Origin of the sequence: Atlantibacter hermannii (genome assembly GCF_009907385.1) — a bacterium.
GTDB lineage: Bacteria > Pseudomonadota > Gammaproteobacteria > Enterobacterales > Enterobacteriaceae > Atlantibacter > Atlantibacter hermannii_A.
Map to the genome: position 1 here is coordinate 138,782 of NZ_JAAATR010000073.1, position 13,712 is coordinate 152,493.

General features: G+C 56.9%; 12 protein-coding genes. 4 read left to right on the plus strand and 8 right to left on the minus strand.

What is annotated here, in order from left to right:
- The first annotated feature begins 113 nt into the window (after positions 1–113).
- Entirely contained in the window at positions 114–344 is a 231-nt protein-coding gene (locus GV764_RS17760; protein ID WP_161661275.1) for a DUF2554 family protein, read from the plus strand.
- 4 nt (positions 345–348) lie between these two features.
- On the opposite strand, the gene GV764_RS17765 is transcribed toward GV764_RS17760, so the two are convergent.
- A complete protein-coding gene (locus GV764_RS17765) occupies positions 349–1,434 on the minus strand; it encodes an NADH:flavin oxidoreductase/NADH oxidase (protein WP_161661276.1) in 1,086 nt (361 codons plus the stop codon).
- Positions 1,435–1,887: 453 nt separating this feature from the next.
- Between GV764_RS17765 and treF the strand changes: the two genes are divergently transcribed.
- The gene (treF, locus tag GV764_RS17770) at positions 1,888–3,537 is read left to right on the plus strand and encodes an alpha,alpha-trehalase TreF (protein ID WP_161661277.1); all 1,650 of its coding nucleotides are present in this window, start codon (positions 1,888–1,890) and stop codon (positions 3,535–3,537) included.
- Between the two features lie 35 nt (positions 3,538–3,572).
- Here treF and GV764_RS17775 read toward each other — a convergent pair whose 3' ends face one another.
- Both GV764_RS17775 and GV764_RS17780 read right to left on the minus strand, forming a co-directional pair.
- Entirely contained in the window at positions 3,573–5,537 is a 1,965-nt protein-coding gene (locus GV764_RS17775) for a peptidase U32 family protein (protein ID WP_161661278.1), read from the minus strand.
- A gap of 237 nt (positions 5,538–5,774) precedes the next feature.
- Entirely contained in the window at positions 5,775–6,305 is a 531-nt protein-coding gene (locus GV764_RS17780; RefSeq protein WP_161661279.1) for a helix-turn-helix domain-containing protein, read from the minus strand.
- Between the two features lie 101 nt (positions 6,306–6,406).
- Between GV764_RS17780 and GV764_RS17785 the strand changes: the two genes are divergently transcribed.
- Entirely contained in the window at positions 6,407–7,582 is a 1,176-nt protein-coding gene (locus tag GV764_RS17785; protein ID WP_161661280.1) for a benzoate/H(+) symporter BenE family transporter, read from the plus strand.
- 46 nt (positions 7,583–7,628) lie between these two features.
- Here GV764_RS17785 and GV764_RS17790 read toward each other — a convergent pair whose 3' ends face one another.
- The 3 genes from GV764_RS17790 to tehA all read right to left on the minus strand — a co-directional run bounded on the left by GV764_RS17790 (position 7,629) and on the right by tehA (position 10,136).
- Positions 7,629–8,300: a DUF3313 domain-containing protein gene (locus GV764_RS17790; RefSeq protein WP_161661281.1), complete on the minus strand. Its 672-nt coding sequence runs from the start codon at positions 8,298–8,300 to the stop codon at positions 7,629–7,631.
- A gap of 229 nt (positions 8,301–8,529) precedes the next feature.
- Positions 8,530–9,123, minus strand: coding sequence for a tellurite resistance methyltransferase TehB (gene tehB / locus GV764_RS17795; RefSeq protein ID WP_161661282.1), 594 nt, complete (start codon positions 9,121–9,123; stop codon positions 8,530–8,532).
- Complete coding sequence (tehA, locus tag GV764_RS17800; RefSeq protein ID WP_161661283.1) at positions 9,120–10,136, minus strand: dicarboxylate transporter/tellurite-resistance protein TehA; 1,017 nt, start codon at positions 10,134–10,136, stop codon at positions 9,120–9,122. The genes tehB and tehA overlap by 4 nt, the downstream gene beginning before the upstream one ends.
- A gap of 124 nt (positions 10,137–10,260) precedes the next feature.
- On the opposite strand from tehA, the gene ydcK reads away from it, so the two are divergent.
- On the plus strand, positions 10,261–11,241 hold the full coding sequence (gene ydcK, locus GV764_RS17805) for a YdcK family protein (protein ID WP_161661284.1): 981 nt from the start codon (positions 10,261–10,263) through the stop codon (positions 11,239–11,241).
- Between the two features lie 12 nt (positions 11,242–11,253).
- Here ydcK and rimL read toward each other — a convergent pair whose 3' ends face one another.
- Both rimL and GV764_RS17815 read right to left on the minus strand, forming a co-directional pair.
- Positions 11,254–11,814, minus strand: coding sequence for a 50S ribosomal protein L7/L12-serine acetyltransferase (gene rimL / locus GV764_RS17810; RefSeq protein WP_328515180.1), 561 nt, complete (start codon positions 11,812–11,814; stop codon positions 11,254–11,256).
- A 79-nt stretch (positions 11,815–11,893) separates the two neighbouring features.
- On the minus strand, positions 11,894–13,549 hold the full coding sequence (locus tag GV764_RS17815) for a glucan biosynthesis protein D (RefSeq protein WP_161661286.1): 1,656 nt from the start codon (positions 13,547–13,549) through the stop codon (positions 11,894–11,896).
- Between the last annotated feature and the right edge of the window lie 163 nt (positions 13,550–13,712).

The window sequence follows — 13,712 nt, forward strand, 5'->3', positions numbered from 1 at the left end:
TCTTCGTGAGACTTTGCAAAACTGACGCAGGGTTTGCAGGCTTTTAATATTCGCAATAATAACCCTACGTTATTATTGCGAAATTAGCGCCACCTGTGAAACGGAGCAACCTCATGATAAAGAAGCTGATAAGCGCCCTGCTGTTATGCGCGGCGCTTTTTTCCGGCCAGAGCGCGGCACAGCGCAACGGACATGTTTTCTATAACGTGCAAAACGCAGATGCCACGCTGCGCCATTCCGCAGACAGCGATGAAATAAGAAGCGCCGCCGAAGAGGCGGCGCTGGATGTGCGGGAACACCATTACTGGTCCAAATCCCGCAAGCCGGGGACGCACCAGGGTTAACGGCTCAGACTGAAAACAGCCCGCGCAGGTGATGCGGCTCGCTGCGCTGATACTGCGGGGCAACGGCGATTTTACTGCCGAGCTTCGCCGCCGCATGCCACGGCCAGCGTGGGTTAAACAGGATCCCGCGCGCCAGGGCGATAAACTCCGCCTGGCCGGTGGCGATAATCGCTTCCGCCTGCTCCGGCTCGGTGATCAGCCCCACGGCGATAACCGGCGTCTTCACCTGCTGCTGGATCTGCTGGGCAAACGGCACCTGATAGCTGGGACTGATGGCGATCTGCTGCGCGGGTGACAGCCCGCCGGAAGAAACGTGAATATAGGCGCTGCCGCGGGCTTCCAGCGCTTTCGCCAGCTGAATCGAGTTGTCGATATCCCAGCCGCCTTCCGCCCAGTCGGTGGCGGAGATACGCACGCCCACCGGCAGCGACACGGCGGCCTGAACGTCATCAAATATTTCCAACACCAGCCGGATGCGGTTCTCCAGGCTGCCGCCGTAATTGTCCGTGCGCTGGTTTGACAGCGGCGACAGAAACTGGTGCAGCAGGTAGCCGTGAGCGGCATGCAGTTCAATCAGGTCAAAGCCCGCTTTTTGCGAACGGCGCGCCCCGTCAACGAACGCCTGCCTGATCCGGGCGATATCTTCTGCGCTCATGGCCTTCGGCGCGCGGTACTCACCAAACGCCAGCGCCGACGGCCCGAGGGTGTCCCAGCCGCCTTCACTATCCGACAGGGTTTTACCGCCCTTCCACGGTGCGTCCACCGAGGCCTTGCGGCCCGCGTGGCCTAACTGAATCCCGAGTTTAACCGGCGACCAGCGGCGAATTTTTTCGACTTCCTGCTGCAAGGCACCACCCAGCTCATCGCACCAGATGCCCAAATCCCACGGCGAAATGCGCCCTTCCGGCGTCACCGACGTGGCTTCGATGATCAGCAGCCCGGCCCCTGACTGCGCCAGGGTGCCCAGATGCATGCTGTGCCAGCTGGTCGGCGCGCCGTTGTCGGCGGAATACTGGCACATTGGCGCGATAATAATACGGTTGCTCAGGGCAAGCTCGCCAAGATGACCCGCAGAAAACAGATGACTCATCACAAACCTCCAGGGATGGTAATTCCAGTAAATTTAATGCTGCCGTCCAGTATAGAAAGGAACTGTCTGACTCTGTTGGCGATTTTTGCGGGTAAAACCTGCCGCGTTTAATATCCGGTTACCGGGTGTTTCCGGAAAACGCATAATATTTACGAATATAGAGATGTTTGTAGAAAAAGTTGCTTGATTTTCCACCAGGCAACCGCGTTACAATTATGCCTTCGCGCTCATGGCCAGACAAACCTGGGCGAGTCAGGGTGAATTATCAGATTATTTCCCCGTGCAGTGAAAATGCAGCGAAATAAATGAATTTACTACCCATTTGCATCCATGATGCGTCAGTTGTATCGGCCTTTGCGCCCTGAGTTCTTGCCGCTTACCGGCCCGACAAATCCATTTGCTAAACTTAAGAGTAACGCTTTTATAAAAGCTACTCTGGAGGTTGTTATTAGTATGCTTAATCAGACATCTCGACTCACATATACGGAATCAGAAGCTTACGACGAAAACGTTCGGTATGAGTTCGATCCCTGTGAGCTCAAGCTGGATGAGATGGTCGAAGCGGAACCGCTGCCCGAAACAATTGAAGGCATGCCCGCTCCGGATGCGCTGACCCCGGCGGATCGTTATCTGGAGCTGTATGAGAACGTGCAGTCTTCGCGTATTTTCCCGGACAGCAAAACGTTTGCCGACTGCGCGCCCAAAATGACGCCGCTGGCGATTTTACTTAACTACCGTCGTGCAAAACGCTATCCGGGATTTAACCTGGACAAATTCGTGCACGACCATTTTCACCTGCCGAAAGACTACAGCAAAGAGTATATTTCCGACCCGGATCGCAGCCTGAAAGACCATATCGACAGCCTGTGGCCGGTACTGACCCGCGAGCCGCAGGAGCATATCGAGTTCTCCTCGCTGCTGCCGTTGCCCCAGTCCTATATCGTTCCGGGGGGGCGATTTCGTGAGACCTATTACTGGGACTCCTATTACACCATGCTGGGGCTGGCTGAAAGCGGCCGCAACGATCTGCTGCGCTGCATGGCGGATAATTTTGCCTGGATGATCGAAAACTACGGACATATCCCGAACGGCAACCGCACGTATTATCTCAGCCGCTCGCAGCCGCCGGTGTTTGCACTGATGGTCGAACTGTTTGAAGAGGATGGCGTGCGCGGCGCGCGGCGCTATCTCGATCATCTGCTGATGGAATACGCCTTCTGGATGGACGGCGCGGATAACCTGGATTTCAACCAGGCCTATCGCCGCGCGGTGAAAATGCCGGACGGGGCGCTGCTCAACCGCTACTGGGACGACCGCGACACGCCGCGCGATGAATCCTGGTATGAGGACGTGGAAACCGCCAAACTGTCGGGTCGACCGGCCAGCGAAGTGTACCGCGACTTGCGTGCAGGCGCGGAGTCGGGCTGGGATTACTCAACCCGCTGGCTGCGCGATACCGACCGTCTGGCGAGCATTCGCACCACCCAGTTTATTCCGGTGGATTTAAACGCATTTCTCTACAAGCTGGAAACCGCGATTTCCAATATCGCCGGCCTGAAGCAGGACGCCCTGATGGCGGCCCGCCTCCGGGAAAAAGCGCTGGCGCGCCGCAGCGCCATGAACCGCTACCTGTGGGATGAGGCCACCGGCACGTTCCGGGATTACGACTGGCGGCGCGAATGCCTGGCGTCGTTCTCCGCCGCCTGCGTGGTGCCGCTGTATGTCGGCCTGGCGACTCACGAGCAGGCGCAAAAAATCGCGGTCAATGTGCGCGAACGCCTGTTGACGCCGGGCGGTATTCTGGCGACCGATGTGGAAAGCGACCAGCAGTGGGACAAACCCAACGGCTGGGCGCCGCTTCAGTGGATGGCGATTCAGGGCCTCAAAAACTACAGCGAAGATTCACTGGCGGACATTATTGCCCATAACTGGATGCGCACCGTTAAGCGCGTGTATATGGAGCAAAACAAGCTGGTGGAAAAATACCACATCGCGGATTACGCACCGCAGCCGGGTGGCGGGGGTGAGTATCCGTTGCAGGACGGCTTTGGCTGGACCAACGGGGTCACCCGCCGGTTAATCAGTTTGTACGGAGAACCGTAATACAACAGCGCCGCCCTTGAGGCGGCGCTGTTGTTTCAGGCTTTGCGGCCCGGCACGGTTTTTAACAGCTCTTCCGGGCTGATGGACGCCACTACGCCGCTGCCCGGCAGCGGCATCTTCAGAATGTGGTTTTTGATTTTGCCGATAACGTGCATTTCGCACGGTCGGCAGTCAAATTTCAGCGTCAGCACTTCATCGCCGTGGATCAGCTGCATCGGCGTCGCTTTCCAGCTCTTAATCGATCCCTTCGCCTGTTTCGGGCACAGATTAAAGGCAAACCGCAGACAGTGTTTGGTGATCATCACCGGCACATCGCCTTTTTCCTGGTGCGCTTCAAACGCCGCGTCAATCAGCTGTACGCCGTAGCGGTGGTAAAACTCGCGCGCTTTATGGTTATAGACGTTGGCCAGGAAGCTTAAATGGCTGTCCGGGTAGACCGGCGCAGGCTCGCTGACCGCTTTGCGGGTCGCACGCTGATACGCCGCCAGACGGGCATCATCCAGCGCCTCGCTGGTTTCGCGGCGCAGCTGGTTTAGCAGACTGTTCGGCACAAACAGCGCGCCGGGCAAATTGATGGTTACCGCCCGGGCGAAATACATCGTCTGACCGAGTTTTGTGACACCGTCACGCAGGCTGTTGTAGGCTTTTTCCGGGTTAGTGGCTTCGCTGAACTCGCCGTCCAGAGTGCGCGTCACGCTGACGCCCTCTTCGGAGGTCATGGTCAGGATAAGCTGCTCCTGCCAGCCGCCCAGTTCGATATCCACCGCCACCCGGCGCTCGCTGGAGGTTTTCAGCAGCGCCTGTTGCCAGTTGTGATCCAGGTTGCGGTTCAGCGGATGGTGCGGACGCAGGGTTTTCAGCACCTCCGGCATCTCGTTCGGCCAGACGCGGAAGCGGCGTTCGGCGAGTTTTTCCACGGTGTTGGCGCGGAAACCGACCACGTCACGCTTCACCAGCACGTTCAGCCCGTCGCCGTTTGACAGCGGCTCGCTGACGTCGACATCAAGGTAATCTTTCGCCACTTTCATCACTTCGCCTACCGGCAGGCCGATAAATTTCGGTGAATCAAAGGCGCCGATGTCAATCTTTCGCTCGTTGACAAAATAATCGGTACTGCCGCGATGGAAGGTTTTATCCGGGGACGGCACAAAAAAGTGCTGGGTCACGCCTGCCGAGGCGCGGGCCAGATCGCCGCGCTGCTCCATCACTTCATCCAGCAACTGGCGGTAATACGCCGTGATGTTTTTCACGTAGCTCATGTCTTTGTAGCGCCCTTCGATTTTGAAGGAGCGCACGCCTGCATCGACCAGCGCCGCCAGGTTGGCGCTCTGATCGTTGTCTTTCATCGACAGCAGGTGCTTTTCATACGCCACCACGCGGCCCTGATCGTCTTTCAGGGTGTACGGCAAACGGCAGGCCTGGGAGCAGTCGCCGCGGTTGGCGCTGCGGCCCGTCTGGGCATGGGAGATGTTACACTGCCCGGAATAAGCCACGCACAGCGCGCCGTGAATAAAGAACTCAATGGTGGCGTCGACGCTGTCGTGAATCGCCTTGATCTGGTTGAGGTTCAGCTCGCGCGCCAGCACGATTTGCGAGAACCCGACGTCGGAGAGAAATTTCGCCTTTTCCACGCTGCGGATATCGCACTGAGTGCTGGCGTGCAGCTCAATCGGCGGAATATCCAGTTCCAGCACGCCCATGTCCTGAACAATCAGCGCATCGACGCCCGCCTGCCACAGTTGGTGGATCAGCGCTTGCGCCGGTTCGAGTTCATCATCATGAAGAATGGTGTTGAGCGTCACGAAGATCTTCGCGCCGTAGCGATGGGCAAACGGCACCAGCTCAGCGATATCGCGCAGGCTGTTGCTGGCGTTGTGGCGCGCGCCAAAGCCGGGACCGCCGATATACACCGCGTCGGCGCCATGAAGGATCGCTTCGCGGGCGATGGCGGTGTCGCGTGCCGGGCTCAGAAGTTCAAGATGATGGGAGTGCAGGCGCATGTTTTGTCGTTATCCAGTCTGTGAAATGGCGGCTATTGTAGTCACAAGGCGGGCAGATCAGAAGTACTACCTGTCTTTTGCCATTCTGCGGCAATGCTTCGCATTTTTTGTGGGTTTGGCGAGAGGGAATGTTGAAGTAAGTTAAACACGTATTCCTTCTTGTATCAGATACCCATATCGTCGTGTGGTTATATTGTTCGTTATGACTACCGCAAGCTCGCTTGCGGTATTTTTTTGTTATATCCGCGCGTAGTGGATTAACGAATGGAAGCGTACCGGTTCAACGGTCTGGTTGCGGTAGGCATGCGTCCGATCGGCGTGGAAGCGTTGCCCCTCTCCCGCCGCCAGCGTTTGCCACTCTCCTTCCAGCCGCAACTGCAACTCGCCGCTAATCACCACGACGTGTTCTATCGCGCCAAGTTCATGGGCCGAGGACTCGCTCATTGCGCCGGGGGCCAGGGTGACCACCAGCAGATCAAAACCCAGATGTTCATCAAACGGGAACAGCGGTTCGGCGGTCATGCCCTGATGGGCGTCGTAAATCGGCCGTTCGCTGGACCCGGATGTGCCGATAAACGCCGAAAACGGCACGTTAAACCCGGTGGCGATTTTCCACAGCGTCGCCACCGTCGGGCTGGACTCCTGGCGCTCGATCTGCCCCAGCATCGCTTTTGATACCCCGGTCTGGTCAGCAGCCTGGGTTAAGCTCCAGCCGCGCGCCTGGCGCAGCGCTTTCAGCGTATCGCTTAAATGGGCGGCAATATCCATGACGTATACCCGTGTAGAAAAAACCCCAGTTTAGCTGCTTGTGCGTTATAACGCACAGTGATATTTTCCATGGACGCTATAACGCACAACGGACACAAACCATGCGTCAATTCACTTTCCCCACGTTAATGGCCGGGCTGGTCGCGGTGCTGGTGGGTTACGCCAGCTCGGCGGCAATCATCTGGCAGGCCGCCGCTGCGGCAGGTGCCAGTGCGCAACAGATCGCCGGATGGATGACCGCGCTGGGTATCGCCATGGGCGTCAGTACCCTGGGGCTGTCGCTGTGGTATCGCGCGCCGGTGCTGACCGCCTGGTCGACGCCGGGTGCGGCGCTGCTCGCCACCAGCCTGCATGGCGTGACGATGAATGAGGCGATCGGCGTGTTTATCTTTGCCTCCGCGCTGATTGTACTGTGCGGCGTAACGGGCCTGTTTGCCCGGCTGATGAAGCTGATCCCCCATAGCCTGGCCGCCGCGATGCTGGCCGGCATTCTGCTGCGTTTTGGCCTAGACGCCTTCGCCGCCCTGCCCGCTAATGGCCTGCTGTGCGGCGTGATGGTGATCGCCTGGCTTATCGCCAGAGCCGTTGTGCCGCGCTACGCCATTGTCGCAACGCTGGTGGCCGGGCTGGCGATTTGCCTGGTCACCGGGCAGTTTACCCCCAGCCAGGCGAATATCGCCCCGGCGCTGCCCGGATTTACCCTGCCGCACTTCACGCTACAAAGTTTACTCGGCGTCGGGGTGCCATTTTTCCTGGTGACCATGGCGTCGCAGAACGCGCCCGGCGTGGCGACGTTAAAAGCGTCGGGCTATCAGGTGCCGGTGTCGCCGCTGATGACGGTTACCGGCTTGATTGCGCTGGTGATGGCGCCGTTTGGCGTGTTCTCGGTGTGTATCGCCGCGATCACGGCGGCGATTTGCCAGAGCCCCGATGCGCATCCCGACAGGCATAAACGCTGGCTTGCTTCGGCGGCGGCAGGCGGATTTTATCTGCTGGCCGGGATTTTCGGCGGCGCAATCACCGCGCTGATGACGGCGCTACCGCTGGCGTGGATCCAGATGCTGGCGGGCCTGGCGCTGCTGGGCACCATTGGCGGCAGTCTGCAACAGGCGCTCACTGATGAATCCGGGCGCGACGCTGCGATAGTGACATTTTTAATTACCGCGTCGGGTATGACGCTCGGCGGAACAGGCTCAGCGTTCTGGGGGCTAATTGGCGGTGGAATAGGCTACGCGGTGCCGGGAATGGTACGAGACTGGCGAAAAAAGCGTGTTTAAGACATTGCATGACGCAAAAACGGGGGAGCGAACTCCCCCGATATGATTATTGTTTTTTAGTGACATCAAACATTCTGGCATCGGTCGCCATATCGTCGATCACTTGTTTTAAGTTCTCTAATGTCATTGGGGTATTTTCATTGTTCAGGTCTTTGCCTTCACCTTTGCGCACCACTTTAAATACCGGCTTTTGGGTTGCAGCATCAATCAACTCGCCTTCGAAATAAAGGTTGGTGTCCATGGTGCGATGCCCGGTGGCCATCTGCGTTCCGGCCACTAACAGCGCAACTGGCACCACTTCATAGAACTGCAATCCTTCTTTGCTGCTGTCAACACCGGTGATCGCGCCACGGAAAATCAGGCTGCGCGGGCCGGGGGTGGCAACCAGCGGTTTACGTTCTGCGGCCGCTGTTTTCATCTGCTGATTAGTGTAATTAAGCAGTTGCGTCAGGACCTTCTCACCAATCTGCGTGGTGGGTTTAGGTACCGGGTAATACACAATCGGGTTATAGACAATGCTGTCGTAATTGTTCGGATTAAAGTCAGGTGCAACCCAACGCATCACGGTTTTGCCGGTGGAAGAAGTTGTTTCCTGTAAGCCGGAGTAGTCTTTCAAAAATCCGGAGTATTTTTCCGGTGAGGTTACTTTTGACGCACAGCCTGCAAGCGCGAGCGCTGCGCAAAGCACCGAAGCCTTAACTAATAAAGAGGTTCTCATTTTTTGCACCTGTAATTGCACATAAGCAAAGAAGTTATAGCAAAGCCAGCGAAGTGAAATGAGGCATAAATAGCTATATGAGAAAAATTTTTTTTATCTGTGCAAATTTGAAGCAGCTTTATTTTTTACGCAAATGAAACAGGTTAAGATATGTTAAAAATTAATTAGCGGAGTAAGCAACCGGCGGGAAAATAAATAGCTGGCACGTGGGGAACGCGCCAGCAGCTAATTAACGTTTACGCGCCAACAAGGTGGCAAAACGTAATTTAATGCGGTTGCCTGCTTCATCAGTACGGTGCAGTTCGCCAGGCTCTTCATTGTATTTTACGATTTCCCAACCGGCGTAATAGCCGCTCAGCTCGCCCTCGCGAAAGGCAAACGGGAAGCCGACGTTGCACGGGAAGTCGTCGGTATCCATCGCCGCGACAATCAGATTGTAACCGCCGCTTTTGGTGCAGCGCTGCATGTTGTCAATCAGGCCTGCAATGGTGGTCGGTTCAAGGAACATCATTACCACGGTGGAGAGAATAAAATCATATTCACCGTCGAAGGTCAGACTATTCAGATCGCGCACGTCGCTTTGTAAGTTGTTCAGCCCTTCCGCTTCTGCGACGCGTTGCAGATTGGCGATGCTCATCGGATTTTTGTCCCAGGCGGTGACGTCAAATCCGTTGGCCGCCAGATACAGGCTGTTGCGGCCATTGCCGCAGCCCAGATCCAGCACCCTCCCCGGGGTCAGATAAGGCATGGCGGCGATGACTTCAGAATGGGTGCGGGTTAAGCCATATTTGTCGGTAAAATAGTTTTCATCACGAACGGTCATAGTGATTTCCTGGAAGTATGAGAAACAGAAGTACGAATCAATAATTTGCCCTGGCACAACAACATCAGCGTGCGGGTAAGCAGCAGGCCGATAAGCACGTTACTGCATACGAACAGCGGTAACGCCAAAAAATCAAAAATGCCGCCCGGTACGGCGTGCCCGAGATGCAGCGCGGTGGTGGCGAGCGCCGACAGGCCGAACGAGAAGCTCCAGAAAGTGGGATTAAACGGCTGGGCCATATACCAGGGCGCAAGGCGGATCATAAACAGCGCCTGCAACAGGCCATAGCCAAACAGCATTTTGGCGAACATATCCGCCTCGCCGCCGTTGATGCTTAACAACGCGCTACAGGCCACCAGCGCCGGGGCCATCTGAATGCCCAGCGAGGTGCGTACCGCCGGCGGCATCTCACCCGCGCTGCGCATGCGGTGCAAAATTGCCGGCTCCAGACTCAGCCATGACAGTACCCCGGCACCTAAAAAAAGTATCCCGAGATCGTGAAAACCCAGCGCGCCGCAAGCCATGGTGCTGATGAAGTTATTGGCGACCGTGGGCAAATAAAGCCCCGGCGTGGTGGCCTCATGGGGATGATTGCCGCGCCATAGCCCGGCGTTTTGCCATGCGGCGTACAACAGCTGGCTCACCGCGCCGATGCTGAACAGCGCGACAGCCAGCGGGCGCACCCACGGAGCCAGCCCGATCGATACCAGCATGGTGGTGGCGGGGAACAGGCTGACGTAACTGCTCATCAACGGATGCAGGATTTCTGCTTTTACCGTCTGCGGATGCGTCATGAGACGCCAGATAAACGCCGCTGCCAGCAAAAACCATATCAGCGTCGCCAGCGCAATCAGCCCCTCGCCAATCCACGGCGACACTGGCCAGATCGTCGCTGCGTAACGCCAGGAGAAACCGATCCCGATGGTCCCAAGTACCATGCCGAAATACCCGGCGGGCAAATTGAGGATGGGGAATGATTCGCTGGCCGATTGCCAGGCAATGGTTTTACTCATTTTGTTTAAAGGTTAAAAATATATTTGATATGCATTTTATGGCAGTCGGGGATGAATTACCATAACCCGCACGGTGCAGAAAAGTTTGCTACGGTTAGACCATGCGCATTACGGAGCCAGTAGCATGGAAAAATACCGCTTAACGGACGCCGCCAGAACGGTGGATTATCAGGAAAATGGCGTCACTCACAAATTTACTCTGCGCCAGATTGAGGCGCTGCGTGACTTCAGCGATATCAAAGCCGGAACGCTGGGCGGCTGGATCGAGGAGGAGCACAACCTCAGCCACGACGGCGACTGCTGGATTTACGATCACAACAGCGCGGTGTTCGCCGGAGCGGTCATTCGCGGTGACGCGCGCGTTACCCAGCGCTGCACCATTAGCCATGGCGCATCGCTTACCGATCGCTGCTGGGCAGATCGCGCGGACATCAGCCACGGCGCGACGATATCTGACCGCGCCATGATCCAGGCCTCGCAGGTGCGCGGCGAGTGCCGGATTTTTGGCGATGCGCGGGTGATGCATCAAAGCCAGGTGATCGCTGCCGTGGGGTTAACCGAAGATCGCGACCTGCGGCTGCAAATTTACGATAACGCCACGGTTAACGCGTCGCGCATCGTCCATCAGGCGCAAATTTATGGCCGGGCGCTGGTGAAGCATGCGTTTATCGAGCATCGCGCCGCGGTGTATGAGGACGCGATCTTAGAAGGCAATGACGAGAACAACGTCTGGGTCTGCGACTGCGCGCAAGTCTACGGCCAGGCGCGCATCGTCGCCGGCAGTGAAATCGACCAGTGCCCGACCCTCCGCTACAGCTCACAGGTGTTCGGTAACGCGGTAATTACAGGCGATTGTGTGCTGAAGCATCACGTTCACGTGTTTGACGACGCGGTGATTACCGGCGGCCCGGTGCAGCTCGACGATCGGGTAACGATTTGCGGCAAGGCGCGGGTCACCGGCAACGTCGTGATCGAAAATCAGGTGACGGTGACGGATAACGCGGCGATTGAAGCTTTTAACGGCGATCCGCTGCATATCCGCGGCGCGAAAATACTTAATGGTGATGAGTACATTACCCGCACGCCGGTGATTGGGGCCATTTAAGGCCCCTTTTGTTCACGGCTTATCAATAATCCGCGCGTAGATATTCTGATCGTGATACGCGCCGTTCAGGTACTCCGCCTGTTTCAGGCAGCCTTCGAGGGTGAAGCCGTTACGCAGCGCCACCTGGTTGCTGGCATGATTGGTGACGATGCATTTAATCACGAAGCGGCGCACGCTGCCTTCCCGGGCGTAATGCTGCATCATCGCCTGTAACGCCTGAGAAATAATGCCCTGCCCCTGTAAATCTTCATCCAGCCAGTAACCGATATACGCGGCTTTGTTGGTCGGCTCAATCTGATTAAAGGAGAGCACGCCGCATACCGCGTCATGATGCAGAATCATAAACATTTTGGCGTAGCCGCGATGGTGCAACTGATAATTGCCCTGCACGGTGCGGCGGATATCGTTGCTGCTGGTCACCGACTTTGGCCAGTCCATCGCCTGCTGGAGATACTCTTTATTACGTTCAACCAGTTCATACAGCGGCTCAATAAACGGATCGTTCACCGAGTGCAGTTTCAGGGTGTCGTTAACGATAATAATGTCGTCATGCCAGTCAGCGGGATTTTGCACGCGGCGTCTCCGGTTAAGTTTTTTTATTAGCATAACGTAAAAAGGGGAGCCATCGCTCCCCTCAATATTCGTCAGCCCCTTAGCGCATCTGGCGATCGTCAACGTAATTACGTTTATCCGGCGCGGGCGGGAAGTACTGATACAGCCAGGTTTCGCTGATGGTTTCGCCCTGGCAGCGCAGGAACATGCGCATTTCCACCGGCTCCGTCGAATCGGAGGTCGGGTGCCAGTCAAACAGAATGCGGTAGCCGTCGAAGGGTTCGACATACAGAATTTCAATCTGCTTCGCTTCGCCGCTGGACAGCGTAATCACCGGTTCGATGCCCTTCGGCGCGGCCTCTTTGAGATTGCCGCCAATAAAATCAATGGCGAAGCGGCGCGACCAGGTGGTCGGGAAATGCTCGCCCGGCGCCCAGCCTTCCGGGAAACTGCCCATCCCGGTGCGGGTGGCGAGGATATTCGCCAGCGGCGAGCGGACCGGCGGTTCGCCGCTCCAGTACAGCTTGTATTTGAAATTAAGCTGGTCGCCCGCTTTCACCGGTTTTTCCGGCTGCCAGAAGCAGACGATGTTATCCAGCGTTTCCCCGGTGGTGGGGATCTCCATCAGGCCCACGGTGCCTTTGCCCCATTTACTGGTCGGCTCGACCCACAGGCTCGGGCGTTTGTTGTACCAGCCCATGATGTCCTGATAGCTCTCGAAGTTGCGGTCGGTCTGCACCAGCCCGAAGCCTTTCGGGTTGTTGTCGGTAAAGGCGTTAAACTGCAAGCGCTGCGGGTTATTCAGCGGACGGCATACCCACTCGCCGTTGCCGCGCCACATCGCCAGGCGGTCGGAGTCGTGGATTTGCGGATGGATAGTGTCGCACATCCGGCGTTCGTTGGTGCCGCAGGCGAACATACTGGTCATCGGCGCGATCCCGACCTGTTTGATGTCCTTACGGGCGTACAAGCGGTTTTCAACTTCCATCACCACCCGCTTCTCTTCGCAGTGGATAATGAATTTGTAGGCACCGGTGACGCTGGGGCTGTCGAGCAGCGCATACACCACAAAGGTGGTGTCGTCGGCTTTCGGGGTTTCAAACCAGAAGGCGGTGAAATCCGGGAACTCTTCCGGCGTGTCGGTAAAGGTATCTACCGCCAGACCGCGCGCGGAGAGGCCGTACTGGTAGGTGCTGTCTACTGCGCGGAAATAGCTTGCGCCCAAAAACGACACGATATCGCGGCGCGCCAGTTCCGGGGCCTTAAAAGCGCGGAAGCCCGCAAAGCCGAGATCCGACTGGCCTACCAGCTGTCGGGTATCGACACCCGCATCGTGATATTTGAACAGCTCGGGGCGGAAGTGGATTTCACGCGCCTGATGCGAGGACGGATCGAGAGAGAACATCCGCACGCGGCGACGAAATCCCATACCGACATGGAAAAACTGCACATCCAGTTCGCGGCCAGGGATGTTATTCCACAGGGAATGTTCCGCATCGTACTGAATGCTGTTATAGGCCTGCGGGGTCAGGGTCGCCAGGGTGTCCGGCAGCGGACGCGGCGCACCGCCCCAGGGCTTTTTGGCTAAATCGCCCGCCATGGATTGCAGAACGTCAAAATCAAATGCGCGCGACAGACCGTCGGCGATATCAGACTCTTGCGCCCATGCTGTGTTGGAAAACAGGGTCATCAGACCCGGAGTACCGCAAGCGGCGGCAAGTGCCATTGAGGCTTTAATAAAACGTCTGCGATTCATGCCTGAGAACGCGTCCTTTTGGAGTCAAAGTGTGCTGCGACGCACGGCGTCAACAGCGGCAATTTATTGTATTTGTTACGACCGCTCACTCTAGTCAAAATTCATTTTGAAGCCAATAGCTTTCCACGCGCGTCATCACGCTTGCCGAAAGGAAAAACGCGTT